Source organism: Ruficoccus amylovorans, from assembly GCF_014230085.1.
GTDB lineage: Bacteria > Verrucomicrobiota > Verrucomicrobiia > Opitutales > Cerasicoccaceae > Ruficoccus > Ruficoccus amylovorans.
The window spans coordinates 12,985-39,613 of record NZ_JACHVB010000052.1; the positions used below are offsets into that span (position 1 = coordinate 12,985).

Here is a 26,629-nt window from a genome sequence, read left to right on the forward strand (position 1 = left end):
CTCCAGGGGACGGCCACCACTCATTTCAACTCAAGCGCCACAGGTCCAGCCTGCCAACCGTCCGATCAAGGCTGGACTATCAGTTTATTATTTCGTCCGCGCCCCCAACATAAGTTCAGGAACCATGTCTTGAAAAAAGGGTCTAGTATACCTTCTGCGCACACCGTCCATGTATCTATGACCATGCTGATGTATCGACCGTTACTTATTCTCGCATCCTTTTCGTTCTGCTTTTTGGGACAAACCGCCTTCGCCCGCCTTTGGACCTCCAGCGACGGACGCACGCTCGAAGCAGACTATGTCGGTGCCGACGCCTACGCGGTGACGGTTCAGCGCGCCCTCGACGGGGTGCAGTTCCAGATACCGTTGGACAGGCTTTCCGAGGAGGACCGTGCCTTCGTCGAAACCCGGCTCAGCGAAAAAAACACGTCCGGCACCTCCTCCCAGCCGCCCGCTGCCAACGCGCGAGGCCCCCTCAAGACCGTTTCCGTGCTCGGCCCCAATGCCGGGGACGCCGCCTTTCGTGATTTCGATAACGGGCTGAACTGGGCCGACGGCCTGTTATTCAAAACAGACATCACTCCTGCGACCCTCGCCTACGGAGAACGCTGGCTCAAATACGGATCGGACCGAATGGGCATCCGCCAACTCAATGCCATCCTCGTCAGCCCGGACGAAATTGCCGGCCTTAACGGACAGTTAATCGTCACCACCCCAGGCACCCGCCTGAAAGAAGACTACCTCTTCGCCACCGGTAACATGCCGCTCTACGTCGAAAGCACAGACGGCATTGAGGCGGAGGGCTGGCTGCTCGTTGTCGCCAACGAAAGCGACAGCCCCAACTTCGCCCGGACCGAACTGATGAAGGTGCGCTCCGTCAACGCCGCTCTGGGCCGCGTCGATGTGGAGCGCTTCAGCAACATCCCGCAACACTACGAATGGAGAAATGGCGACTGGATCATGCGTGTCCCCAACTTTGGAAACGGCAATACCGGGCCCTTGTTATTGCTAAATCCGGATTCCGAGGAAGCGGTTGATTTCGCCGTCCAGCGTGTCGAAAGACTGATCACCGGGCGCGCCGGAGAGATTATCTGGAAATACGTCATCCTCAACCACAATAATGCGCTGGCCAATGTCGCCAATGCGATCAACAACGGCCTCGCTGTTGACTTGAACAATGACGGAGAAGCTGACATCAGACCGGTTGTCATGGCCAAGGCCGCAGACTTGCTGGCACGCATTGCCCGCGGACTTGAGGCACGAGGCGGAGAAAACATCACCGTCCTGACGACCCTCGACGAACACCCCGCCCAGGGAATACTTGAAGGCGGCACCACCGGCATTTACTTCTCCGACAACAATAACAACAACGGCCCCAAAAATCCCCACCATTTCTCGTCATGGCTCAATAGCCTCGCCTACCTGGGGCCGCAGACATCGGTTCGTGTGTTTGCCCCCTCCGATTCGATTGGCTCAGCCCTGAGCGTTTTCTTCGCGGACGATATCGTCCTCAACGGCAAGGCCGCCCTGACCAGAAACGAAATTCTCTATCACGCCGGAGACAGTAAGTTTGACTGGCTCGGCCTTCCGAAGGGCCCCGTCGAGCATCTGGCTCAGCCCTTGGGCACCCTCCAACCGCTTGACGCCGAGTTTGTCACCGTCGGCCCCGGTGTCAGCGCAACCCGTGAAGGCGACGCGTGGACCATCGAGGGGACCGAGGGGCGCCCGACCAGCTTCCGCCTTAGCCTGCCCGCACAGGAAACCCCGGATCTGCTGCTCACACTCGCGGCCAACACGACCGCAGAAGGTTACCTGACCGTTTCCCTCGCCCCACGCCAACAACCCTTTCACCCCACGCCCTACGCAACTGGCTGGATAACCGAAAACGGAGCCAAATACTTCTACCCTGGCGATGAGAGCTACAACGCCACTTCGGCTTACAATGCCCGCACCCTGCGCACCTATAGCTGGCGGGTTCATCCGAAAAAGCAGGGGAGTTTCATCGATCTCTACCTGGCCGTGCCCCAGGAAACGCCCTCCCTCGTATTCGCCTGGCGAGGCGCGGAAGGGACGACAGGCACCGTCGCCCTCGTCTCCGAAACGGGTGAAACCGGCGAACCCATCCTCCAAAAAGAACTCATCCCCGACGGTCCCGCAAAAAAAATATTCTCGAAAATAGATCTGACCGAGTACGCAGAGCAGATGATCCGCCTGCGCTTCACCGTAAACGGCCCCGAGAGTGAGCCTCCTGCCACCCTGACTTCTCTCTCCAACCTGAAACTAACCAGTGACGATTCCTCCCGGGAACTCTCCCCATTCCCCCGCTCACTACTTGAAAGCCCGGTCAACGCAAACACCGGGGAAATCAGCTTCTACTTCAGCGACCTCCCGCCATCCGCACCGTTTGAACTGGAATTCACCTGGCACGGCAGCACGCCTTTAATCCTCAAGAACCTGCACCGGGCAGATAAAGATGTCATCGCCTACCGCCTGTTCGAGCATGGCATCTGCCTCATCAACCCGTCCTCCAAACCCTACCCCCTCGATTTGGCCAAGGCATTCCCGAAAAAGAAGTTCGCCTATGCCTCGGGTTCCAACAGTGGCAGCCGTGTCTATGGCAGCATTCCCCTCCCTGCCGCCAGCGCAGCAGTTTACGAATTAGACTAAGTGCCCATCCGCCAGCCAAGCCCGGCCCAAATAAGTCTTGCACCTTCGAAGGGCATAACCATGATACCGGCCTTTCCCCGGGGCGCTTAGCTCAGTTGGCTAGAGCAACTGGTTTACACCCAGTAGGTCGCAGGTTCGAGCCCTGCAGCGCCCACCATGTTGAATTTCTCCCGCAATCCCCTCAAGTAAGCCCTCTATACGGTTAAAACGCTGTTCAACAGCAGGTTGCACTCCTGTCTTTTTTTGACTATTTATGTCATTATTTGTCATACTTTGCACATCTCTGCCTGATTTCTGTAGCACTATGTGTAGCAATTCAGAATCACCATCCAATCTAGGCAGTTGCTCCAGTGACCACCTCAAACCAGCACAATAATGATCCCTTAGAAGTTGGAATACGCGGTTTAAGAAATACTGTAGCCACAATCGCTAAATGGCTAATTGTTGGATGAGAAACGTAGAAAACAGCAATTAGCCATTTAACTATTTAGCCATTCGGTCTTTGAGCAGGCATCGCCTGGCTATTCTGCCACGGCCATCAAGCCACGGATACCATCGAACAATATCTGCGCGGCCAGAGCGGTAAGCATCAGTCCCGTCAAGCGACTCAGGATAGTGATACCCAGCTTACCGAGGACACGCTCCACCTTGGCGCTTAGAAACAGCAAGACCCCGACCCCGACGACGGCGAGCAGGACGCCCACAATGCTGGGCAGATGCAGCCCATGCTCCCGCATATCCGCCCCCATCACGAGCAGTGTGCCGGTCGTTGCCGGCCCCACCGTCACGGGAATGGCCAGGGGTACAACAGCAGCGGTTTTCATGTCCTCGATATCCGGCTTTTGTTGATTCAAGGGGCGGGCACTTTCCCGTGCCAGGGCGATGCCACTCAGAAACAACAGCGTCCCCGCCCCCACGCGAAAGGCATCCAAGGTAATGCCAAACAGGTCAAAGAGGTAGCCACCAAAAAACAACAGCACGGAGACCACAGCCAACACCGCGAGAGTCACGCGGACAGCCATTGAGCGCCGCTCGGAAGCCGTCAGGTTCGCCGTGTAAGTCAGGAAAACAGACAAGACGAAAAAGGGCGTCAGCAGCAGGAAGAATTTTATCCAGACGCTAATGAAAGCAAGAAACATGAGGCTACTTCCTATGAGTCAGAAGGGACCGATCCAAACCAAAAAAGCGAACCGGCTGTTCTTCATTCAACGACAACGGCGACAACTCTTTCCCGTCCGGACGCCATCCGGGGAAAAGGCACCCTCGCCATACCAATGGCGAGGGTGTGTCTCCCGAACGCGCTCAGGATGACAAATGCGCAAGATCCCCGAGCCTACGAACGCGGGAAGTCAGCAATATCGAGCAAACTGCACGGGAAACATGCTTTTCCCAGAGCGCGGCTCAGCGCGATCATCGCGTACGAGGTGCAGCGGATATTGACATAATCCCCGTGCCCGAACTGGCACCGATTATCCATCCCGAGAAAAGCCCCGTCAACGTTCTCGCCGATACCCTTTTGCTGTATACTCAGCAGATAGGCGAAATTTTTATCCACCAGGCTGTCTATCGCCTGATGTTCGGACTCGGGTGCTATTTCGCGATAGGCCATCAGGAAAATGGCTGTTGTCGCCGAGCCGACCTCAACCACGGGATCAAAGAACGATCCGTCGGCGCTGACATGCTTCTCCAGCCACCGGAAGTAGGCCGAGGCGCGCCCGAGGTATTCCTCGCGCTTGTGCACGCGGTAAGCTTCAACCAGGGCAATGCCGCCGAAGTCGTCATTAACGCGGTGCATCTGCTGCCAGTCCTTGCCCCATTCTCTAGTATTTTTTCCGATCCGGTCGATGATGATAGTGATCTCTCCCTGCGCATCGATGAAATGCTTCACGTAGTAGTTCGCCATCCGGTAGGCCGCATCCGAGTAACGCATGTCGCTGGTGGCTTCATACAGCTCCATCAGGAACAAGATTCCCCCCGACTGAAAGCTGCCCGTGGTTTCGTCCGAAGCGATACCCCCTTCACCGAGTCGCACCGTTGCTGCGATCCAGTCATCAAAGCAGGCATACTTCAGCATCCAATCCGCGTAAAGGACAGCACGCTCCAGGTAATCCTGAATCCCGCTAAAGCGATAATACCCCAAATACGCCCAGGCCACCGACAAGGCATCGCGCGGATGGGACCAGTTCGTCTGCGGGGTTTCTTCTCGAATCGCACCAAAGCAGGCGGGCTTCCGCGCATCCAGTATCTGCAAAGACTTCAGATAGTCCATCGCCCGGGAGACAGCTTCCCGGTCCTTCTCCCGCCCGCCGAGCCGGTAGGCCCCCAGAAGAGCGAACACGGCAAAGGACGTCTGCCACCCGGTGCTTGACCACTGCTGGCCGGTTTTCAGGTTAACCGCGTACTTGAAGCGACCCCGGTCAGCGCTTTCGATATCCGTATTCTGCGTCCGGGTCATCCAGTCCGCAGCGGCCAATAAGGCCGCGCTCAGTGATTCTTTTTGAATGTGTTCCATAGGATTTCAATGTTTAGGAAATCGTTGATACAGCGGCCTCTTTCGCCGCGGACAAACGGGCCTGCCGGGCTCCTACCCAGCGCATGAGCACTCCCGTCAGGGCCACCGATGAAGCCAGACAAAGGATGACGACCCGGCCGCCAAGCGGATTCGGAACCAGCAGCAGGAGAAAGAAGAAGCTGCTGATGCCGAGCACGAAATTGCCGAGAATTTTCAACTGGCTCAGGTCATTGGCCTTGCCCACCTCTTTCTCGAAATCTACCGGCAGGTGCATTTTCGTAAAAAACTCCTCCACCTTGGTGCGGTACGCCTGGCTGGCGCTTTTCCAGAACAGCATCGAGGAAAGGAAGCCCGCCGTCCCACAGCCGACGTTGATAAACACCTTCTGCTGAAAGCTCCACTCCAGACCAAAGGCAAATGCCAGTAGCGAAGGCATCAACCCGCAAAAGACGGCAAACACGGCCGACCAGGCAGGCACGCGTTTGACGAACATCCCCAGTAGCATCGGCACCGACATGGGCGCCCCCAGCATCGACGCCAGCGCCAACATAAACTCGAACATCCCAGCCTTGCCCATGAGCGAGTAGTACAGCGCGATCCCCATCACGACCAGGCCGAGCGCCAGCGAGACCCATCGGCTCCAGACCAGTTCGCGCTCTGCCTCCATCGGCTCCAGCCCCATCGACTTGCGCAGCATCGGGAGGATGTCGCGGATCACGATGGCTGCGTTCCTGTTGATACCCGAGTCCAGAGAACTCATTGTGGCCGAGAACATCGCCACCATGATTACCCCGGTCATGCCCAGCGGCAGCAGCTTGATGCTCGCCACCGCGTAGGCCGCTTCGGCGGGCTTGTTCAGCGAGGCCCCGGCGCTGAGCACATCGCTCTCGAACAGCAGACGCGCCGCCATTGGCGGAAGAAACCAGAAAACGCACCCCATCGCCATTAGCACAAAGGCCAGAAATGCCGCCTTGCGAGCCTCCCATCCGTCCTTGACCGAAAAGAAGCGCGGCCCCGAGACCATTGAGTTGCTCAGGATCGACTGAGTCATGAAAATCCCCAGCGCCCATGTCAGCGTAAACTGCCCACCCGAAAATTCGCCTGTGCCATTAATCAGGTTGAAATCAGACTCCAGACCAGCGTTACGGACCAGCTCTCCCATTCCGGTGAAACCTCCCATCGCCAGTAGCGCGAGCACCCCTACTATGATTGTGGTCGGCACCATAATCAGGCTCTGTACAAAGTCCGTCGCCATCACCGCCCAGCTTCCCCCACTGGTCGAATACGCCATCACGACCGCCCCCAGTACCAGGATAATGACCCAGATCGGGAAGCCGAAGACCGCGGCGGTAAAAATCGCCATCGCCCAAAGAACCAGGCCACTGCCAACGACTCCGAGGATCACCATCAGGAACGCATACAACTGCTGCGTCGTGCGCCCAAAACGCATTTCGATGACCTCCGGCCCCGTGATCGCCCGCAACTGCCGAAACCACGCCGCGAAAAAAAGAAATGCCAGAAACAGCCCGACGGAGTTGGCTATATAGATAGTCGCCACGCTCCATCCCGCCTCGAACGCTACCCCCGAGGCCCCCGTAAACGTGTAGGCGCTGATATTGGCCATAAAGACACTGGCCCCGACCAGCCACCAGGTACCACGACCACCACCACGGAAGAAATCGCTAATGTCGTGGTTAAAATTCTTAAACGCTGCACCGATCCCAAGCAGGTAGAGCATATAGACTGCGATCACAGCGATCTCGATGTAGAGGCCCGAGGAATTCATTCCATTTATAACCGTACAGTTACACACTGGTGTCAAGCTTGGACAGAAATTTATTCACGGATTTTTTGAAAATAATGCCCCACAAAAACGCAAGGCAAACAGCTACCAATCACCTTTCCGCGCCCTTACCCATCATCATGTTCCATTTCATGCATCATACAGCCTACACCTTATCTCATAGTTATATTATATAAGGAAATCCAATTCCAAAAAGAGAATCAACAACTGACTACATCGGCCGGTTTGGTTCAAAATCACACAGCAACTCTCCAGAGCGCACTATCAGACAGAGAACTCGACGACGACTTTGTAAGGGCAAACCAAATATGTTATTGACTAACCGGTTACTTACTATAATAATCCGGAACAATGCCGACGACATTCCTCAACACGACGAGGCGGAAGGGCTTTGCACTGATCGTATCGATCAGCCTGATGGCCTTCATTCTACTGCTAATGCTCTCCCTCTCCTCTCTCGTCATGGTCGAGACCTCGACAACCGAGATCAAGACGCGACAGGAAGAGGCTCGCCAGAATGCCATACTGGCCCTGAACACCGCCCTCGGGGAGCTTCAGCTCTACGCCGGCCCCGACAAGCGCGTGACCGCCACCGGGGACATCATGGACCGCGCAGACAGCCTGGATGACGGGCGACGCTACTGGACGGGCGTGTGGGAGTCAGCGAGCGAGGAATTGGTCAGTACTAGCGGTGGACGACAAGTCAAACCCGGGGCTGGCAACCATCTAGCCTGGCTGCTCTCCCTCAGCAACTCCACAGGCAACCGCATTAATGCGCCAGCGAACATCCTCGGGGCAAATCCGGTGGACGCTTCGTGGGAAACGCAAACGCTCGTCGGGGAAAACAGCGCAGGCCCCGACGGGGAAATCGCCGTCGGCCTGATCCCGGTCAAACGAGACGGCCAGATCGAGGGAGCTATCGGATGGTGGATCGGTGACGAGGGCGTAAAGGCGAAGTTCAATCTGGAGAAACCTCTCCCCGGCGAAACCGTCAAAACCGGCAACGCCCCGACCTGGCTCCCCGCGCAGCCCGGAACCGGGATCATCACCGTCAACGACTCATCCAGCACCTTTATTTCTCAACGCGAAAACGTCGATGACCTCTCCCGGACGATTGACCGGGAGAACCTTAAAGCCGCCTTTAACACCGTGGAAGGGAAAGCATTCCCGAAAAATCGCTTCCACGACATCTCGGCCCACAGCAAGGGGTTGCTTGTGGATGTCACGACGGGGCGGCTCAAGCAGGACCTCAGCCACATCTTTCAGCATGACGCGCTTTTTGACCAGTTTTTCCCGAGTCGCGGTCGGGCTGCGCAATTTCGCCAGGACGACGCGTTCGACCAATTCCTCACCAGCAGCTTTACCGAGGACATACACCTCCCGAACATGCGCATCCTGCGCGACTATGCCCTCCTGCCCGAGCAGATTTCAGACGGCAAGCTCACGGAGATCCCGCAGATGCGCGACGGCACCTGGATGCGCAACACGACCGAAACCGGGCAGAGCAACCCACAAGTCGCCGGCACCATCCCCTATGCCAAAAGCTACCACGAAAACTCCAGTGTAACACTGGTGGACGCCCGCGCGCAAATGTCCGTCTCAATGGACTTCATCAACGACAACGCGCCCGCCCCGGAACTCCTCCCCAACGGCAACACCAAGTACTACCAGGCGATCCGGATGAAGCTGACCCCCATCGTGGCCCTCTACAACCCGTACAATATCCCCATCGAATCAGTCGGGGCATACCTGACCAGTTTCATTAACCCGGAAGTCAGCATCAAGGTCGGCACGAACCCCACCGTGAATTTCAACCTCGCCGAGGTCATGCCCCCGAACTGGCGCAGCAGCAGCGGTACCATTGATTCGGACTACCGCAACCGACAGGTCGCCAGCGCATACACCCAGCCCCGCATCCCCGCGACTACCTTCGACCCGGGCGAGACACTCATCTTCAGCCTGAACGACTCCGGCTACATGTACGAAGAGTATGAAGCGGTCTTCAGCAACCGCTGGAGATGGGGCAACGTCAGAAGGCCGCGCGCCCTCGACATGGTCAACGACACCACCATCAACAAAGCCTTCTGGATGCCCCTCAACGCGGATTACATCCCGATCGCCTTGCAGGACGGCAACGACCCTGACGACACCCTTTCCGGGCGGGACACCTACGGTGACCTTTTCCTGGGAACCGGACGCCTGCGGCCCAAGTTCGGGCTCACCACCACCGAGCGGAACAACCTCTACGTCAGCTACGAGCAGGCCCCGGACGGCACTGTCGTTGGAGCCGATTCCCTGTCCGTGTCGATCGTCTTTAGTAACGTTCCCTCCGTCTCCGAAATCATCATTCGCGAGGATAACGGCAGCAGCTACTGGCCTGCCATAGAAACCAGCCAGAGCCTCGAACGCCACGGCATTATGCTCAACGGCCTGGAGCCCAGCGGCAGCACACTTTCCAGCACGGAGCTCTTCGTGGACTACCAGCAGGCCGCGCTCAGGCCTTCGCTGGGCACTTGGCGTCAGGGCCTGCGTACGATTACCGAGAGCGACGACCCCATCCGAATGATGGACGCGAATTTCCGCGCCGTCATCACGCAGGGTGATTGGGAGGGCGACGAAGAAACCTCTCCCGGCACCGACCTGTCCAACTCCCTCCCCTACTCCACCTACGGCAACAACTACGGGCGCGTGTTAAACTCGGACTGGGAAATGACAGGCGAAAGCTCGAACGGCAAATACCGCGCCTTCTGGGGCAAGAGCATCGACGGCTCAGACAACACCACCAACGTCATTCTCTTCGACATCCCCCGCGAGGAAACCATCTCTCTCGGTGCCTTCCAGCACGCCAACATGGGCCGCTACCCCTTTCACCCCAACTACATCATCGGCCAGTCCTACCTGCCCCCGCTGCTCCAGCCCGACACCGCCTGGCGCAGCTACAGCTTCGAGGCTTACGACGGCAGCGGCAACACCGACGCCCCGGCCATCGACCTTTCCTACGTCCTCAACCACGGTCTCTGGGACCGGTACTTTCTCTCTACCATCCCCCAGGATCTGGATGACACCGAACTGGAGGACTTGCGCCGGGGTGAAAGCTACCTGCCCAACAGCCGCCTGAAGTTCGCAGCCACCTCCTCCCCCGCTGTCGCCGACTACATCTCCAGTTCCGCCGCCAACTTCAACGTGACCACTCCGGAATTAAGCGACCTGCCCTTCAACACGGTGGCCAGCCAGCTCTACGTTGACGGCGCCTTCAACGTAAACTCCACCTCCGTCGAAGCCTGGAAAGCTCTGCTGTGGAGCGTCCACGACCGGGAAATCGACATCTACAATCCCAAAACCGGCGTTACGTCCACCCAGACGATCCCCGGAGCCCTCTATTCACGCCTGACGACCGCCTACGGCGACGACACCGAGCTGTACACCGGACTTCGCAGCCTGAGCGAAGCCCAAGTCGAAGAACTCGCCGAGGCCATCGTCGCCCAGATCAAAGCCCGCGGGCCCTTCGGCTCAATGGGCGATTTCATTAACCGCTCGCTGAGCGAGGCCGCCCTCCCGGAACATAAAAATTCCGGAGCTCTCCAGGCTGCCATCGACTCAACGTCCATCAACCAGTCAGTGGTCGCCGAATCCGGTAACGCTCCACTGGACACCTATGGCTCACTCTATGCCAATACCCCGGATGGCCCCCAAGGTGCCGGCCTGCCCGGCTTCCTGACCCAAGGTGATTTACTCCAGGCCCTGGGGCCAGTGCTGACCGCCCGCTCTGACACCTTCATCATCCGCGCCTACGGAGACAGCCGCGACCCGATCTCCGGCCGGGTGGAGGCATCGGCCACACTGGAAGCAATTGTCCAGCGAACTCCCTCCCCCGTCGCCGACGGCGATCTCACCGAGGAGGAACTAACCGCCCAGACCATCCAGAGCCCGGAAGCCTTTGGTCGGAGGTTCAAGGTCGTCGCCTTCAAGTGGCTCACGAGCACAGACATTTAATCCTCTAAAATCAACCGCAACAAAGCCACCCGGCGTCCCCTCCCTCACCATGACACCTTTCCGCTGGTTCCACCACGCCCTGTGCGCCTTCCTGCTTTTTTCTCTCGGCAGCGCGTCGCACCCTGCGTCAGCGCAGCAGCAGGAGAACGTCCGCCGCGAACTCAAATTCCTGTCCTGGGAGGGCCCGATCTTTGAGCTGGAAATGATGCAATCCAGCGGCAGCGAACCCGTCATCATACCGAACGGTTCCCCCACTTACAACACCCCCTACAAGGGGCCGTCCATCGCTCGCTTTGGCGTGACAAAAACCGCCCCCGACGGAACCGAATATTTCGACACTCGCGCCAGTGCCTCCCTCCCCCAGACCGACAAGCCGATCCTGCTGATCTTCATTCCCGCTCCCGATGGGAGCTACAAGGTGGTCGCCATTCCCGAAGAAAACCAGACGCCCGTCAAAGGTTCGTTCCGGGTCATCAACGTAACCAATGAACGCTTTTTTATAAGAATCGGCGACGAGCAGTTCGAAATCCCCCGCGGCGGCAGCCGACTGGTACAAGCCGCAGAAAAAGACAGCAAGAGCTTCCCCGTCCAAATGGTAATGGAAGAAGATGGCAGTCTGCGCCGCGTGTACAGTGCCCGCTGGGCGCTCATTCCCGAGCGGCAAATCACTGCCTTTCTTTTCAACGATCCAGAGACCAGAAAGTTCGCACTCAAGCGCTTCGTCGAGTGACTCTGCCCGCGCCTCCGCACATGAAGGCCGGCCAATCCACGTAAAAAGTACAACAAATCACCGGCAACTCCTCATAAACAGAATCAGCCGGATTCTGTAAAGGAATCCCCTACCGCATACGCCCCCAAGGGCCAACTACTCCTCCCCTTTAGCACAACGATGAAAAGTTCACTTTCTGCTTTTCAAAATTGACACTCCGCGCATTAAGTAACTATATGGTTATTATGTCATCATCCCAAACCCATGCACTACCATCCACGTCGGCCGAGGCCGATGCTTTCCTTTCGGAACCGAGCCCCGGACTCCTCGAAAGCCTTTCACAGCTGGAAGGCCCTGTAACCGTACTGGGTGCGGGCGGAAAAATGGGCCTTCACATCTGCCGCATGCTCAAGCGGAGTGGAGAATTACTCGGCAAGGAGATCGAAGTCACCGCCGTCTCACGCTTCCGCACTCTACGTGGGCGCGAGGTTTTCGAGCAGGCTGGCATAAAGACGGCCCCCTGTGAGCTTGAGGATGAAGTCGCGCTGGCAGGACTGGAAAACTCACCCAACATCATATTCATGGCGGGGGCAAAATTCGGCACCAGCGATCAGCCCGACTTGCTCAAACGCATGAACGCAGATCTCCCGATCAAAGCATCCAAGCGCTTCCCAGGGGCTAAAATTATCGTATTCTCGACCGGATGCGTCTATGCAATGGTCACTCCTGAAAGCGGTGGCTCACGCGAGAGCGACCCGACGGAACCTCCCGGCATTTACGCTCAATCGTGCCTGGACCGCGAAAAGGCATTCACAGCCGCGGCCTGCGACTTCGGAAGTCGCGTGTGTCTGGTTCGGCTCAATTATTCCACTGAGTTTCGTTACGGGGTGCTGGTGGATATTTGCCAGAAGGTCCTGCTCGGCGAACCGGTTTCGCTCGACATGGGCTGGGTCAATGTCATCTGGCAACGCGATGCAGTTGATCACATATTACGGACTTTCACTGTGGCTGACACATCCGCCAAGCCGCTTAATATAACCGGGTCCGGCATTCACTCAGTACGTGACATAGCCCTCGGCTTTGGAAAACTATTAAACAAACCGGTTACATTCTCAGGAAGCGAGGGCAACGTCGCCTGGCTCAACAATGCCAGCACCTCCCACAAGCTTTTCGGAGAACCGCCGACCTCTCTCGAAACCATGATGGAGTGGACGGCCTCCTGGGCTCTTCAAGGCGGAGAAATTTACAACAAGCCGACCGGCTTTGAGAAACGCGATGGCAAATTCTAAACGCCCTCTCATGGACATTCGCCGACACTTGCTGGCCGGGCAGGCAATCCCTGCCCTGCCCCTCGCCCTCAACACGGAACGTAAATGGTGCCGGAAGCACCAACGGGCTCTCATCCGCTACTATCTGGAATCGGGAACCGGTGGAATCGCTGTCGGCGTGCACTCGACGCAGTTTGAAATCCGCGAGCCCAGGTACGGACTTTTCGAGCCTCTGCTACGCTTTGCCTCAGAACAGATTGACGCGTATACCCGAGACAGCAGCAACGGCTTTATCAAAATAGCCGGGCTGTGCGGACAAACCGAGCAGGCTGTCAGCGAGGCCAAGCTGGCCGCGGACTGCGGCTACCACGCCGGATTGCTGAGTCTGGCAGCCATGAAGCACGCCTCGGAAGACGAGTTACTCGCGCACTGCGAAGCTGTCTCGAAGCACATTTCAATCATCGGTTTTTACCTTCAGTCTGCCGTCGGCGGCGCGCCGCTTCCTTATTCCTTCTGGAAGCGTTTCGCGATGATCGAAAACGTGGTAGCGATCAAGATGGCCCCCTTCAATCGCTACCAGACTATCGACGTGATTCGTGCCGTCTGCGAGAGCGGACGCTCGGACATCTCCCTGTACACCGGTAACGACGACAATATTATCGCAGACCTGGTAACGCCGTGGGACTTCGCCGGGCAGAAGGTTTTCATCCGTGGCGGGCTCCTCGGGCAATTCGGCGTATGGACCAGCAAGGCGACTGCCATGCTCAGGGAAATTCAGCGCGAACGCGCCCGAGGCCAACTCTCCCCTGAGTGGATGAGCCGCAACGCCGCCCTGACCGACGCCAACGCCGCCATCTTTGACGCCGCAAACAACTTTCGCGGCGTGCTCTGTGGCATCCACGAAGTGTTGCGCCGACAGGGACTGCTCGAAACCAACTATTGCCTCGACCCGAACGAACAGCTCTCGCCCGGACAGGCCGAGGAACTTGACCGTGTGTGCCGGGCTTATCCCTGGCTCACCGACGACGCTTTCGTCAAAGAAAACCTCCATCGCTGGCTCAGCGACTAGAAAAATGTCCAACTCCGCTTTTGGCATCATCGGACCCGTCATGATCGGTCCATCCAGCAGCCACACCGCCGGAGCCGTACGGCTCGGCCTGGTCGCACGCGCACTGTTGGGCGGAGCAGATCCGACCCGTGCCACGTTGGGGTTGCATGGCTCGTTTGCCGCCACCGGGCACGGACACGGCACACGGCTGGCACTGATCGCGGGACTGCTCGGGATGGCCCCCGACGACGAGACCCTGGTCGAGAGCTTCACCCTCGCCCGCGCGCGCGGGCTGGACTACACCTTCGAGGAGGTAGACCTCGGAGAAGATTTCCACCCGAACGGGGCCAGCATCGACCTGGAATCCGCGAACGGCGAACGGCACCTGTTGCTTGGAGCATCGGTCGGCGGCGGGAGCATCAGCGTTCAGTCGGTGGACCGCTTTGATACACGACTCCACGGGGACTCACCCACCATTGTCCTGTGGCATCAGGACCGGATCGGCTACTTGGCCACGCTCACCACGGCTCTGGCTAACGCGCAGGCCAATATCGCCTCCATTCACACCAGCCGCCATGTCCGCGGGCAGCAGGCGCTCACGACGGTCGAGCTCGATGGCCCCCTTCCGGCAGGCACTCAGCATAGTCTTCAGCAAACACCGCAGACCCAACTCGTCCGATTCATTGATAAAGTCTAGCAAGACAATGGACACCGATTCCTCCAGTTACGATTTCAATACCGCCGCCGAGTTGCTCATCCTCTGCGAGAAGGAAGCCCTGAGCATCGCGGAAGTCGTCTTGCGCCGGGAATCCTTTGAGAGCGGCTCGAGCCGGGATGAACTCGTAAAAACCATGCGGGAGCGCTACCGCAAGATGAAGGACAGCATCCGCCGGGGAATCCAAATCGACAAACTCTCTGCCAGCCGTCTTTCCGGCGGCGACGCGGCCCGGCTGATGGCCTACGCCGAAAGCGACGCCCCACTCGGGGGCGCGGACTTCGCGCGCACGATGGCCTACGGATTCGCGGTACTGGAGAGCAACGCTCAGTTCGGACGCATTGTGGCCACGCCCACCGCCGGATCGGCCGGCGTCGTGCCCGCCTGCCTCCTTCACCTCGAAGATCAGGGCCTGGACGAAGACACCGCCGTGAGCGCCTTGTTCACAGCGGCGGGGATCGGCCTCGTCATCGCGAACAACGCCTGCTTCTCCGGGGCCAGGGGCGGCTGCCAGGCGGAGATCGGAAGCGCCAGTTGCATGGCTGCTGCCGCCATCGTGGAAGCCCGGGGTGGCACTCCCCGGACCGCTCAAAGCGCAGCTTCCTTTGCCCTCATGAACACGCTCGGCCTCGTTTGCGACCCTATCGGCGGCTATGTCGAGGTCCCCTGTGTCAGCCGCAACGGGATGTTCGCCGTGCACAGTATTCAAGCCGCCGTCATGGCCCTGGCCGGTTGCCGCTGCCTTGTTCCACTGGATGATGTCGTCATCGCCATGCGCGACATCGGACGCCGCATGCCGCGAGCCTTGAAGGAGACCTCGCAGGGTGGGCTGGCCACGACTCCCACTGGCCAGAGTTACATGCCTAAATAACAAGCAGCACCCATGTCCGATAAAATCCCCAGCATCACCGAACTCTTATCGACGCTCGTGTCCTGCCCGAGCGTAAACCCCGGCGAGCGCCTGCACTGGGAATCGCCTTACGGCGAGGCACGACTCGCGCAGGTCTTGCAAGACCTGCTGCGGCCATGGGCCGACTCAATCGAGATCGACGAAGTCGTTCCCGGCCGCCCCAACCTGCGAGCGCTTTTCCGGGGTCGCGCCGACGGCCCCAAGCGGGCGCTGGAGGCCCATCTCGATACGGTGGACATCGACGGCATGAGCATTGAACCCTTCGAGCCTGAACTTAAGGCGGGCCGCCTTTATGGCCGCGGCTCTGCCGATACCAAAGGCCCCATGACCGCGATGCTCCTGGCCCTGATCCGCGCCAAGGCCAAAGGCATCAAACTCAACGGAGACTGGACCTTTATCGCCACCTGCGATGAAGAGTTGGGGGCGCGCGGGGCGCGCTTTCTCATTGAACAGGGTTTCTGCTGCGACGGCATCATCGTGGCCGAACCGACCGAACTGGAACTCATTGACGCGCACAAAGGAGTCGAACGCTACCGCGTCGAAATCACCGGCAAGGCCGCCCACAGCGCCTACCCCGAGTTGGGGCTTAATGCGATCAGCGCGCTGGCGGACTTTATCGGTCGGCTCGAAGCCATGAGCTTCCCGTCAACCAGCAGGCCCGACGACGACACGCTCGGCCCCATCACCATGAGCGTAGGTGTTATCAGCGGCGGCGATCAGGTGAACCGCGTGCCGCAGACGGCGCACGCCGAAATCGACTTCCGCATCCCCCCTGGCGCCCCCGAAACCGCCATCGGGGAACTGCTGGCGCAGGCCGCACACTCGACGCGTCAAAGCCGTCCCGGCATTGAGATCCGCTGGGAGCAGACTCAGCACTACCCCGCCCTTCACCCACAGCCCGACAGCGCATTTTCCGAGACCCTCTGGCAACTGGCGAAGGAGCATTTGAATGCCCGGAAATTTTCCCGTGTCCGCTACGCTACCAACGCCGGTTTTTACTCCGCTGCGGGTATCCCGAGCATCGTGTTCGGGCCCGGCTCGATTTCCGAGGCCCACACCGCCGCAGAATCCATTGAGATAGACGCCATCGAACAAGCCGCCTCGTTCCTCGAAAAACTCATCACCGTTCCGGCTCACTGAATCGGCCTCAACGCCAAAACACAAGTCAACATCGCCAACCAGGCACCGCCATCAATACCATGCAATCTTCATCCCCCTGCATAAATATCCCGACCGTCAGCGCCGACAGTCTTCCGCTCCTGCTCAGCTTCTGGCGCGAGCACCTGCACACACATATTCTGCCGTTCTGGAAGCAGCACGCGATCGACCCGGACGGTGGACTCAACACCTGCATCCGCGACGACGGCAAGCTCATCAGCCGGGACAAATGGCTCTGGAGCCAGTGGCGCGCAGTCTGGGTTTTCAGCCGCCTCTACCGCCTGCATGGCCAAGATCCCCAGTGGCTGGAATTGGCCGAGTATATCGGGAACTTCAGCCTGCGCCACGGCTGGGATGAAGACTTCGGCGGCTGGCGGCTGCTCGTTGACGCCGATGGGCGCGAAATCGAAGGCTGCAAGAGCATTTACGTAGATGCCTTCGCCATTTATGCCCTTACGGAGTGGCACCTGGCCACCGGTAAAGAGTCCCTGCTCGCCCCGCTCCACCGGACCGCCGAACGGGTCCTTCTCCGCCTGGAACAACCTCATGAGCATATCCCGCACTACCCCTATCCAATCCCTGAGGGAAGCCGCGTCCACGGCATCCCCATGATGTTTTCCTATAAGCTCGGGCTGGCCGCTCACCACCTCGGCCATCAACACTATGCCGAAGCCTCGCAGGCCCTTTCTGATGAAGTCTGGAACGACTACTACGTCCCGGAAAGCGGGTTCATGCTGGAGCGCGTATCTGCCAGCCAGACGCCACTCTCGCCCCCGCTCGGCACCGCGGTGGTCCCGGGTCACGTGATCGAAGACATGTGGTTCCAGATGGAGCTCAGCAGGCTCTTCCACCACGAAGAGCGTCTGGACCTCTGCTGCCAGACGATCCGGCGCCACCTGGAAGCCGGCTGGGACGAGCAGCACGGAGGCATCTTCCTCGCCATCGACGCCGGGGGCCACAAAGACATCGCCTGGTCATACGCCGACTACAAACTGTGGTGGCCACATACCGAGGCGCTCGTCGCACTCTTGGCCGCCTACGAGCACACCCGACAGGACTGGTGCCTGGAATGGTATCAGCGCGTCTTTGAATACACGCTCAACCACTACCCGAACGAGCAGCATGGCGAATGGACGCAGCGGCTGGATTGCCTGGGCAAACCCAGCAACGAGATTGTCGCCCTGCCCGTCAAAGACCCCTTCCACCTCCCCCGCGCGGCCATGACACAGATCGAACTCCTGGAACGCCTCTGTAACTAAAGAGAAGTACAATCCAGGTGTCCGCAAAGGAATGGGCCCCTTTGCGAGTGCAAGACGGCTCCTATCCGCGGAGAATGAGGCATCCTCAGGGATTCTCATACGCCGCAAGGTCGAACCAACCAGTGAACAATTGGTTTAAGGCGAGTTATCGGCTTGCCTGCAATCTACGCCTGTCATTAATGTTCTAATAGCAACAATAGAGCATTTACCCTAGTAACCTAAGAGTTACCCATGACACAAAAGGCCCAGAAAAGAATCAAACGCGATCCGGAAAGAACCCGCACCGCCTTGCTGAATGCCGGCATTGAGCTGTTCTCAAGCCGAGGCTATGACGGCGTATCTGTCGATGAAATAGTCGCTCACGCCGGTTTCAACAAGCGCATGCTATATCACTACTTTGAAAACAAGGACGGCCTCTACGTCGAGGTGCTCCGACATGTCTTCGCCAAGCTCGAAGCCTGCGAGATAAAGAGCGTCGAAAATGCCTCCGACACGAAAGTGGCCATCAAGGAAATCCTTGCGCGGTACTTTGATTTCCTCCAGCAGAATCCCGATTTCGTAAACCTGCTACTCTGGGAAAACCTTAACCAGGCACGTTTTATCGACGCCCACCCTAACATTCTGAGCAAGGCCCCCATCCTCGAGAGGCTCGGCGAAATCATCCAGCAAGGCATCAAACAAGGCGAGATCGACAAAAGTGTGGATGCGCGCCACCTGCTCATCCTGCTCATCGGAGTCTGCTTCATCTACTTTTCCAACCGCCACACGCTCAGACACTCCTTTAACCTCGACCTTAATCGTCCCTCCATCCTGAACCAGGGGCTCCAACTCGCCCAAAACGTGATGATTAACGGGCTCATCAAACCCGATACTTCCGGCAAACGCTAAGAGTCACACCTCTCGCCCAAGTGTAACACCTTCCCGCCCGGCACATGACATCCTGTGCCGGGCTTTTTGTCCAAGCCATGCGGTCACACTCATTCGGGGCGCAAGTCCAGGACCATATTTCCGTCAACCGTCCAGTCCACGGGCACAACGCACTCGACAAAACCGTTCGCGGAGGCAGCCAGCTTCCTCTCGGTGCCCCCCGCCGAAGCATACAGAACCGCCTTCTGCGCAACCGGAATCCGGATACCCACAGCCGCGTTAGACGAGAGTCGCCATTGGCCCTCACCCATCTGCTTCAGTGTGGCCACATGGGGAATACGCGCCTGATCGCCGTCCTGTACCAGATAAAATTCGAGCTTCTCGCCAGATTTGAAAAGCCCTCCTTCGTGCGGATAGAATTTTTTCCGGTTCGGGTAAGATTCAACCACGGTCGAGCGGCTGCGGTCTCCAGCAGCGGCGACTTTTCGCCCGGTGTAGTAGCCCGTATCGCGGTAACGCCCACCGAGAATTTCGTTCGGCCAGGTGCTCGTGACCGCACCATCCGCCTCAATCGTGTCAACCACCACGGTCGAGCTGACCATCCGTTGCGAGCCAAAATCGAGTACACTTCCTTTCGGGGAAGCACTGACTGCCTCAATCATGTAAGTGACATCCTGCAACGTGGCAGGTCCGGCTCGTCCCTTATCCCCTGAGAACATAACCGGCTGGCCCGCCAGGATACGGCCGGTGGGCAGCGAGTCATCCAATACCACGCGATTATGGCGATCATCCGGAATCACCTCGATCACTTTTGCCCGCCAATTCGGCTCGGGAAAAGTCAGACGAAAAGCACCCGCTTCAAGGAAGGTTCCCTCATGCAAGAGCATTTCCCGCACATCCCCATCCGGTCCGGTACGGACAAATCCGCGCGCCCCAACCAGGCGAACCTCACCGTCATCCAGCTTGCTGCGCTCGCTTTGCCCGGCCAACAAGGTGTCCGTACAGCCATTGTCCAGCGTGAGCCGAACGCCCATGCCCGCAGCGGGGTCCAACTCGATCCTCTCCGCCTCCAGCACCGGCCATTGACCGTCTTCGGCGACTTCCACCAATGCGGCGAACTGGCTCTTCAGCGGCTCCGCCCCCGAGCGGCGGGCCACCACCATGCTATGGTAACGGTCCACTTCAGCAGCAGGATTGCGCGCGACGATGGCTTCCTGCTCCTCGTTGTTGACGAAGGTCAGGCGCATGGTGTTCCTGCCGTCGATCAGGTCCCAGCTCGCCGACCAGTTATCATCCGTAACATCCTCCTTGACATCATAGATGAATCCGTAGCCGTTTTGCGGGGGCGGGTTCCAGGCGGAGTCGATGTTAATGGCCTCGCCCGGAATGCCGATGGGCCGAATGGTCCCACGTTTACCAGGGTCGAGACGTTCTCCCCAACTGCGACCGGGCACGTTGAAATCAGCATCGCGGTAGCGCGGATTCAACCCGGCCAGCGACCATACGCCAGGGATTTCCTCCGGCTCAATCCCATCTACGGCAAAGCCCTCGCCCGGACTCGCCTGGTCCAGCCACTGCCCCGTCCAGAAATAATCATGGGTGCGCCCACCTTCGGCGCGGAAGAAATCCAGGTAATAGAACTCCTCGTCGGAAACATCCACCATCCACAGCAAGCGACGGTACTCGCTCATATCGGGAGCAATGCGGTCCTGCCAAAGATACGGGTTCGACATTTCCACCAATTGTGCCGACAGCCCCATGTCCTTGGTCACCCAGCCTTGCAGGCTGGCCGGAGGGGCGTTCTTGGCCGGATAGTCCGGGGCCGGGAGATCTTCGTTCACCACCAGCGTCCAGTGCGAGGCGGGCTTGATCGCCCACCCGCGGTGAGCGGGACTGCCCGCCGCCGGGTAGCCGTAGATACCGGTCAGGTTCATTCCCTTTGCGTAGAGAATCAGGCCCAACTGGTCGTCGTGCCCGTGGCTGTAGTGCACGCTCCCGGAGAGAAAAGCCGCGCGGTGGTCCTCACCTTCGCCACTGCGCACGAGGGCAATCATCTTGGCGGGCAAGAGGTCGGAAGAATCCTGCAGGAGCGAGTCCTTCATCTCCGGCTCCTCATGCGGTCGCTCCGGCTCAATCCATTGGCTCATGCCCATCTCATAAACATTGCCCAGGGTCGGCTCGCTACGCACCTCTTCCGGCAGGCTCCAGTAGCGCTCGGAAATCTGCTCCTTCCACTCCTCGTTGTCCGTCTGCCAATACAACAGCCGGGCGAAGGAACACCACAGGCGGGGGTCCCACTCGCGCACTTCGCCGGGGAGCACGAGACGGTCTTCCCACATGTCGCCGAAGGCGATCATGCGCCCGCTGGCCATCATGCGGTACTTCATGAGGAAGGCGGCCGAGTACCAGCTCGGGTCGTTGCCAAACTTGAGCGCGAAGGGGTAATCCTCCGGCTTCGGGTAGAGCTGCGGGTCCGGGTAGTTGGAGGGATCGTAATTCGACAGCGGCAGCATCAGCGTGGCCGCGTAGTTCACCCCCACGCGCTCGTAGCCACCGGCATTTTCATAGTACTGTCCATCGCGGTTGAGCGTCTGTTCGAGCCAGACGACAAGCACATCGATCCCCTCGCGAATCATCTCGGGATTACCGAAGAGAACGCCCTGCGCCAATTCGTTCGCGTAGAGAATCGTCGTGTGATTATAAAGCGTGTGACGGGTCTCCTTATAGTTCAGTTCGTAGACATCGAAGTACTGGTCACGTATTTTCTCGAACACCGTCCGCCCACTACCGTCTCCGGCGGACTGGGACGCGCGGCTCACGTTCCCGAGCAAGTCGAGCGCGAAGACAGTGTTCAACGTCCTTGAGTTAGCATGATTCCCCGAGTAACACAGGAAGTTCTTGTTCTCCTTACCGTAGGAAAAGCCGTCGATCGCCCCTTGCTCGGGGGAGCGTTGAGCAACCAATGTCGCCAACTCGTCAAGGATTAACAAGGCCCGGTCAGCCACCGCCGGATCGCCACTGAGCATGTAGGCCAAAGACAGTGTATCGACAGCGTCATGCATCTGGTCGATGATCCAGCTGTTCCAAACGCCCTTGAAATAAAAACGCTTCTGGTCCGATGGCCTCACCCAACCGTCGCCCGCGTCATAATACTCTTCACCGGGTCCAGCCGCGCCGTAAATATCCCCCGTGTACGGGGAGCGCACCGTCCCCGGACGATCCAGGCTGCACATGCCCCCGCTCCGGGCCCACGATGGCCAGCTTTGTCCGGTCTTCGGATCTCCGGCATAGCCGACCGCCAGGACCGAATCGGCGGTTGGCACCAGTGCCCGGATTTCTTCGTCGCTCATGGCAAGCCACGGCTGCGCATTCTCAAAAATCTCCGCTGCCAGCAATTGTCCCCGCGTACTGTCGCGGGCGGTTTCGCGGACGGTTTCGATCCCCTCCGGGGTGTACGTCAGCCCCCGGCAGGGTGCAACGGGACGCTCCCCCGCAGCGGCGACTCTTAGGGAACTGGCCGCGGGAGCAGCGTCCCCGGCCCGCAGAGCGGGAGCGAGCACGCAGGCACTCAGCGTCAAAACGAAAAGACCTCCAACAAGGGGCAGGTAAGCAAAGGTTGGCTTCATAACAGCAAGAGGTTTAGTCATCATTGAAACAATAGGATCAGCGCGGGGTCGTTCAGGAGCCATCGCCCCTCATCCGAGATCGCACCAAGTGCCAAAAACGTCTGGCCGACCTTCACCGCGCCCAGTCCTGCTTTCGTAGTGAGCATGACCTGCATGTGGGCCGGAATACTCCGGGGCTTCTCAACGCCCGCGATGCTCACCGCAGGCACGCCCGCCTCAACGACAATTTCCCCTGCCACAATCTCTGGATAAGACGCCCACTCGGGAAGGCCTGAATCCTCATTCGACGATCCGGCGAGGACGAACATGGCACTCAGGCCCCCGCTTAGCTTATCACGCGGAACGACAACCGTCTGTCCCGATTCGAGATCGTCCACTGTACCCGCACTCAGCGTATAAACCGTCGGTTCCTCGCCCGTCCAGCGCACCGTCATCGGCACCGTCTCTCCATCCAGTTCACCACTGCCGACAAAGAGCTTAAGCTCGCGGTCAATAAGGTGCACCTTTCCCTCGAATAACCGGTTTCCGCCGCGCGCCATCGGGGCATCGGCAACGTAGCCAGGTTTAACTTCGCGGATATAGAGTTGCGCAACCCTCGTCATACGCCCGTCATCCAGCACCCCGGAGAAAGAAACCTTGTCACCTTTTTTCAAGATGCTGGCACTGACATCATCGTGGATCAAAACCTGCACATCATCGGGAAAGACCACTGTAAAAATTGAATTCTCCGAATAGGCGCTCCAGACACCATCACGAAACCCCAACTTGCCACGCAGTTGAATGGCACCGCCATCCCCAATCGACAGGTAGTCACCCCCTCGCGTGTACGTGCCCTTAAAAAGTCCAACGCGACCAGGAACGATCGTCCTGCCGTCCGCCGAGATGGTCCCGGCGATCTCCGCCGTATCGCCCCGCCTGATCTCTTGAGCGGTTCCTTCCCAACGGTAGTAGATATAATTCGGACGCGGAATTTCCACCGTCACATTCATCGCCTTCCCCTCATAAGAAGTCCTGCAGGTAAAGGTCTTCGCCTTCTCATCGACAGAAAGCACCGTACCGGAAAGCGACGTGCGGACACCCTCGCCCGCCATCGTCGTCGAACAAAATGGCAGAAGTAAAAACAGGCAAAACAGACCAGCTCCCAGGCAGATCACTTTCGTTAATGAACTCGGCACAGTTCGGAAAAATACTATTCGCATGAGGCAGGCAAAGATTCGTTTTTCACTGAGCTTTTCACACCACCGCCATCGTCTGACCACAGGGGGCAAGGACACGGGCTGGCGTCAGAACTAAAAATAACCAAATGGTTATACAATAGCATGTCAACCGATTTTAATCAAAAACATGAATACAGGCAACAATACCTCAGGCTATTATCCATTTTAAATAAAAGGCATCGACCTACTTTCTTGACACAACCCAAAATGTAACCAGTAGGTTATATATCGCCATTCAAGACTTAATCCAACGATAACTCCGTTGCGTAAAATCATCCTGCAACCAAAAGCTCAAGTCATGAACAACGCCCTCCACACCAAGCTTTCATCGATTCATTTTTTGACCGCCCCCTGGTACCGGACAGTGATGCTCGCGTTGACATTTTTCGCCTTCTTGCCTCAAGGAGGCCTTGTCCACGCGACCGAGAACTGCGAGCTCTCCGTCAGGACCAATAAGTCCGACGCAATCTACACGGTCGGTGAGCCGGTCATGTTTATCATCGAATTAAGCCCGCCCTCAAACAACCGCGTCGAGCCTGTCAGAGTAAACTGGCGGACCAGTGTCGATGGCCAGCCCCCCTTCCATGAAGGCGAAGCCACCCTCCTGGACGGCAAGGCGACAGTCACAGGACAGCTTGCGCAGCCGGGCTTCTTGCGGTGCGAAGTCAGCCTTCCGGCAGGCGCGAATGACACACCCTTGAAAGCAGTCGCCGGGGCAGCGGTTTCCCCCACTGAGATAGCGCCGAGCCTGCCCGCCCCCGATGACTTCGACGACTACTGGCAAGCCCAGATAGCCCTTCTGCGCTCGAAGCCATTCGACCTGAGCATGACTCCGCTGGAAACGACGGCGTCAAACTCGCATCTCAAGATTTTCGACATCCAGGCGGACGCGCCTGGCGACATTCACGTCTCGGGCTATCTCGCCTACCCCAAGGATGCCACCGAGGGCACGCTGCCGGGCATCCTCGTTTTTCACGGGGCCGGAGTCGGCGGAGCCTCTTTGCCGTGGGTGGAAAAATGGGCTTCACTGGGAATGATTGTCGTTAATGTTAATGCTCACGGCATTCCGAATGGCCAATCAAAAGAGTTCTATGACAAGCTGAAACAGGGCGAGCTGAAAGACTACAGTCGCAAACCATGGCCCAACCGCGATGAAGTCTATTTCCGAAAAATGTTCCTGCGCAACCTGTGCGCACTCGACATTCTCGCCGCACAACCGCAATGGGACGGACACACGCTCATCACCTACGGGACTAGTCAGGGAGGCGCGCAGTCGCTATCCGTGGCGGCACTTGACCCGCGGGTAAGCTTCGCCGTAGCAGGCGTCCCGGCGATGTGCGACCACTCCGGGATGACCGCCGGACGAGCCACCGGATGGCCCCGCTCCGTCCCCGTAGATTCCGAGGGCCACCCCGACAGCGATGCCCTGGAAGCCATGCGCTACTACGACATGATGAACTTCGCGGCACGCATCCAGATCCCCGTGGCCATGACGGTCGGCTTCATCGACAAGGTCTGCCCTCCGACCAGCGTCTACGCCGCCTACAACAATCTTGGCGGCCCGAAAGATATTTTCAATGACCTGCCAACCGGCCATGCCAACAGCCCCGAGGCAACCGCCTACATGAAGCAAAAGGTCATCGACCATATACAGTCCCGGCAAGACTCGCCAACCCGTTAGAGCACACATCCACCAAGGCCGCCTTTCAGGCCCTGCGGCAAGCGCTGCAGCCCCACACATTACCCTGGGGAGTAGCACGCCGCAACTCAGCGACGCCACGACTTCCATCCAAGACGGAAGTGCTCTCGCAACCAGGCGTAGGCTACCTCCAGTGCGGCCAGCGAAGGAGCATGCCCCGAGGCGTGATCGATCGCGCCCGGCAGTCCGTCTGTGCCTACCCCCAGCAGCGAGTAAACCTCCTGCGCCGCCTGAATGTATTGCCAGCTCTCGCGTCCATCGGTCTCCCCGGCGACGAGAAAGAATGGCCGCGGTGCCAGCAACGCAAGAACTTCGTGGAGCGCAGCCCCCTGGTCGTCTTCCGGTACCGCACGGCCCAGATACCAAGGGTCATTCCAGTTCGTGCTGCGCCACGGCAAGCCAAAGTCAGATCCAATCACGGCGGTAATCCTCGGGTCCAGAGCTCCTGTGAAAAACGCCATCTTCCCGCCGAGCGAATGCCCCATAGCCAGCACGCGAGAAGTATCTACACCTGGTTGCTCCAGCAACAGCCCGACCGCCAATGAAGTATCCCTCACCAGTCTTCCAAGGCCAGTCCATGCCGGATGCTCGCGCAATAAATGCGCGGCCCCCGCCCGCCACCAGGCAAAGTCGTCCGCCTCCAGCTCGGCAGCGTCGGGCTCCGGCACGGTATTGAAAGGAAACGCTTCCACGCACGCTACAGTCAAGCCCTGGCGAACCAGGTGCAGCCCAAGCGGAGCGACTTCCGGCAGGCCCGCATCCGGCACCAAAGCCGTCCCCCGGCGCGGATCGACACAGAGGCCCGCCGGACGTTCCACATTATAGTACGGAACCACGGCGCATGGCGTGCTTTCCTCACTCGATTCGCGGGGGTGCAGGATGAGTACGCGCTGCTCCTGCGACGGGCCGGTTTTCTGGCTCCAGAGAACTCCACGAAACTCCATCGTTTCACACTCTGCCAGCGGGCGGGCCTGGCCAAGATCGCCCGCACTTCCGAGCGCAGGATGACCGAGTCGTTCGCGCCACTGCGCCAGAAGAGCCGGCCTCAACGTCGTCTCCCACCGAAGAGCATCAGCCCCCACAGGCACTAGCTTACGCAAACCGTGAGCCTTTCCGGGGGTTTGATAAGAGGGACGCGTAAAAGCGGCCCGAAGAGATTCACATTTATCACGCATCG

At 58.7% G+C, this 26,629-nt stretch carries 17 protein-coding genes and 1 tRNA gene; 12 read left to right on the top strand and 6 right to left on the bottom strand.

Annotation, left to right across the window (positions count from 1 at the left end):
* Positions 1 to 234: 234 nt before the first annotated feature.
* Together H5P28_RS15645 and H5P28_RS15650 are read left to right on the top strand one after the other, a co-directional pair.
* Positions 235 to 2,667 carry a hypothetical protein gene (locus H5P28_RS15645; RefSeq protein WP_185676639.1) on the top strand — a complete coding sequence of 811 codons (2,433 nt, stop codon included), beginning with the start codon at positions 235 to 237 and terminating at the stop codon, positions 2,665 to 2,667.
* A gap of 80 nt (positions 2,668 to 2,747) precedes the next feature.
* Positions 2,748 to 2,824 (top strand) — tRNA-Val (locus H5P28_RS15650).
* A 364-nt stretch (positions 2,825 to 3,188) separates the two neighbouring features.
* On the opposite strand, the gene H5P28_RS15655 is transcribed toward H5P28_RS15650, so the two are convergent.
* The 3 genes from H5P28_RS15655 to H5P28_RS15665 all read right to left on the bottom strand — a co-directional run bounded on the left by H5P28_RS15655 (position 3,189) and on the right by H5P28_RS15665 (position 6,965).
* Positions 3,189 to 3,806: a MarC family protein gene (locus H5P28_RS15655; RefSeq protein ID WP_185676640.1), complete on the bottom strand. Its 618-nt coding sequence runs from the start codon at positions 3,804 to 3,806 to the stop codon at positions 3,189 to 3,191.
* A gap of 194 nt (positions 3,807 to 4,000) precedes the next feature.
* Positions 4,001 to 5,179, bottom strand: a complete 1,179-nt coding sequence (locus tag H5P28_RS15660; protein ID WP_185676641.1) for a hypothetical protein — start codon at positions 5,177 to 5,179, stop codon at positions 4,001 to 4,003.
* 13 nt (positions 5,180 to 5,192) lie between these two features.
* Positions 5,193 to 6,965 (bottom strand): sodium:solute symporter family transporter, encoded by a 1,773-nt coding sequence (locus H5P28_RS15665; RefSeq protein ID WP_185676642.1) that lies wholly within the window; start codon positions 6,963 to 6,965, stop codon positions 5,193 to 5,195.
* Positions 6,966 to 7,334: 369 nt separating this feature from the next.
* Here H5P28_RS15665 and H5P28_RS15670 point away from each other — a divergent pair, with 369 nt between their 5' ends.
* The 9 genes from H5P28_RS15670 to H5P28_RS15710 all read left to right on the top strand — a co-directional run bounded on the left by H5P28_RS15670 (position 7,335) and on the right by H5P28_RS15710 (position 18,931).
* Positions 7,335 to 10,976: a hypothetical protein gene (locus H5P28_RS15670; protein ID WP_185676643.1), complete on the top strand. Its 3,642-nt coding sequence runs from the start codon at positions 7,335 to 7,337 to the stop codon at positions 10,974 to 10,976.
* A gap of 49 nt (positions 10,977 to 11,025) precedes the next feature.
* The gene (locus tag H5P28_RS15675; RefSeq protein ID WP_185676644.1) at positions 11,026 to 11,706 is read left to right on the top strand and encodes a hypothetical protein; all 681 of its coding nucleotides are present in this window, start codon (positions 11,026 to 11,028) and stop codon (positions 11,704 to 11,706) included.
* A gap of 224 nt (positions 11,707 to 11,930) precedes the next feature.
* Complete coding sequence (locus H5P28_RS15680; protein ID WP_281398253.1) at positions 11,931 to 12,974, top strand: NAD-dependent epimerase/dehydratase family protein; 1,044 nt, start codon at positions 11,931 to 11,933, stop codon at positions 12,972 to 12,974.
* Positions 12,975 to 12,984: 10 nt separating this feature from the next.
* Complete coding sequence (locus H5P28_RS15685) at positions 12,985 to 14,022, top strand: dihydrodipicolinate synthase family protein (protein WP_221773450.1); 1,038 nt, start codon at positions 12,985 to 12,987, stop codon at positions 14,020 to 14,022.
* Positions 14,023 to 14,026: 4 nt separating this feature from the next.
* Positions 14,027 to 14,698 carry an L-serine ammonia-lyase, iron-sulfur-dependent subunit beta gene (sdaAB, locus tag H5P28_RS15690; RefSeq protein ID WP_185676646.1) on the top strand — a complete coding sequence of 224 codons (672 nt, stop codon included), beginning with the start codon at positions 14,027 to 14,029 and terminating at the stop codon, positions 14,696 to 14,698.
* Between the two features lie 7 nt (positions 14,699 to 14,705).
* Positions 14,706 to 15,587 carry an L-serine ammonia-lyase, iron-sulfur-dependent, subunit alpha gene (gene sdaAA / locus H5P28_RS15695; RefSeq protein WP_185676647.1) on the top strand — a complete coding sequence of 294 codons (882 nt, stop codon included), beginning with the start codon at positions 14,706 to 14,708 and terminating at the stop codon, positions 15,585 to 15,587.
* Between the two features lie 12 nt (positions 15,588 to 15,599).
* Entirely contained in the window at positions 15,600 to 16,766 is a 1,167-nt protein-coding gene (locus tag H5P28_RS15700) for a M20 family metallopeptidase (protein WP_185676648.1), read from the top strand.
* 59 nt (positions 16,767 to 16,825) lie between these two features.
* Complete coding sequence (locus H5P28_RS15705; RefSeq protein ID WP_185676649.1) at positions 16,826 to 18,043, top strand: AGE family epimerase/isomerase; 1,218 nt, start codon at positions 16,826 to 16,828, stop codon at positions 18,041 to 18,043.
* 231 nt (positions 18,044 to 18,274) lie between these two features.
* On the top strand, positions 18,275 to 18,931 hold the full coding sequence (locus tag H5P28_RS15710) for a TetR/AcrR family transcriptional regulator (RefSeq protein ID WP_185676650.1): 657 nt from the start codon (positions 18,275 to 18,277) through the stop codon (positions 18,929 to 18,931).
* 89 nt (positions 18,932 to 19,020) lie between these two features.
* On the opposite strand, the gene H5P28_RS15715 is transcribed toward H5P28_RS15710, so the two are convergent.
* Positions 19,021 to 22,536 (bottom strand): heparinase II/III domain-containing protein, encoded by a 3,516-nt coding sequence (locus tag H5P28_RS15715; RefSeq protein ID WP_185676651.1) that lies wholly within the window; start codon positions 22,534 to 22,536, stop codon positions 19,021 to 19,023.
* Between the two features lie 20 nt (positions 22,537 to 22,556).
* On the bottom strand, positions 22,557 to 23,735 hold the full coding sequence (locus tag H5P28_RS15720) for a hypothetical protein (RefSeq protein WP_185676652.1): 1,179 nt from the start codon (positions 23,733 to 23,735) through the stop codon (positions 22,557 to 22,559).
* Between the two features lie 316 nt (positions 23,736 to 24,051).
* Between H5P28_RS15720 and H5P28_RS15725 the strand changes: the two genes are divergently transcribed.
* Positions 24,052 to 25,434 carry an acetylxylan esterase gene (locus tag H5P28_RS15725; protein WP_185676653.1) on the top strand — a complete coding sequence of 461 codons (1,383 nt, stop codon included), beginning with the start codon at positions 24,052 to 24,054 and terminating at the stop codon, positions 25,432 to 25,434.
* 86 nt (positions 25,435 to 25,520) lie between these two features.
* Here H5P28_RS15725 and H5P28_RS15730 read toward each other — a convergent pair whose 3' ends face one another.
* Positions 25,521 to 26,501, bottom strand: coding sequence for an alpha/beta hydrolase family protein (locus H5P28_RS15730; protein ID WP_221773451.1), 981 nt, complete (start codon positions 26,499 to 26,501; stop codon positions 25,521 to 25,523).
* Positions 26,502 to 26,629 lie beyond the last annotated feature (128 nt).

What these genes read in the sequence shown, in the direction of transcription:
- H5P28_RS15660 (WP_185676641.1), bottom strand. Translation starts at nt 5,179, where the DNA reads ATGGAACACATTCAAAAAGAATCACTGAGCGCGGCCTTATTGGCCGCT.
- H5P28_RS15720 (WP_185676652.1), bottom strand. Translation starts at nt 23,735, where the DNA reads ATGCGAATAGTATTTTTCCGAACTGTGCCGAGTTCATTAACGAAAGTG.
- H5P28_RS15665 (WP_185676642.1), bottom strand. Translation starts at nt 6,965, where the DNA reads ATGAATTCCTCGGGCCTCTACATCGAGATCGCTGTGATCGCAGTCTAT.
- H5P28_RS15700 (WP_185676648.1), top strand. Translation starts at nt 15,600, where the DNA reads ATGTCCGATAAAATCCCCAGCATCACCGAACTCTTATCGACGCTCGTG.
- H5P28_RS15725 (WP_185676653.1), top strand. Translation starts at nt 24,052, where the DNA reads ATGAACAACGCCCTCCACACCAAGCTTTCATCGATTCATTTTTTGACC.
- H5P28_RS15715 (WP_185676651.1), bottom strand. Translation starts at nt 22,536, where the DNA reads ATGAAGCCAACCTTTGCTTACCTGCCCCTTGTTGGAGGTCTTTTCGTT.
- H5P28_RS15655 (WP_185676640.1), bottom strand. Translation starts at nt 3,806, where the DNA reads ATGTTTCTTGCTTTCATTAGCGTCTGGATAAAATTCTTCCTGCTGCTG.
- H5P28_RS15670 (WP_185676643.1), top strand. Translation starts at nt 7,335, where the DNA reads ATGCCGACGACATTCCTCAACACGACGAGGCGGAAGGGCTTTGCACTG.
- H5P28_RS15705 (WP_185676649.1), top strand. Translation starts at nt 16,826, where the DNA reads ATGCAATCTTCATCCCCCTGCATAAATATCCCGACCGTCAGCGCCGAC.
- H5P28_RS15685 (WP_221773450.1), top strand. Translation starts at nt 12,985, where the DNA reads ATGGACATTCGCCGACACTTGCTGGCCGGGCAGGCAATCCCTGCCCTG.
- sdaAA (WP_185676647.1), top strand. Translation starts at nt 14,706, where the DNA reads ATGGACACCGATTCCTCCAGTTACGATTTCAATACCGCCGCCGAGTTG.
- H5P28_RS15680 (WP_281398253.1), top strand. Translation starts at nt 11,931, where the DNA reads ATGTCATCATCCCAAACCCATGCACTACCATCCACGTCGGCCGAGGCC.
- sdaAB (WP_185676646.1), top strand. Translation starts at nt 14,027, where the DNA reads ATGTCCAACTCCGCTTTTGGCATCATCGGACCCGTCATGATCGGTCCA.
- H5P28_RS15710 (WP_185676650.1), top strand. Translation starts at nt 18,275, where the DNA reads ATGACACAAAAGGCCCAGAAAAGAATCAAACGCGATCCGGAAAGAACC.
- H5P28_RS15675 (WP_185676644.1), top strand. Translation starts at nt 11,026, where the DNA reads ATGACACCTTTCCGCTGGTTCCACCACGCCCTGTGCGCCTTCCTGCTT.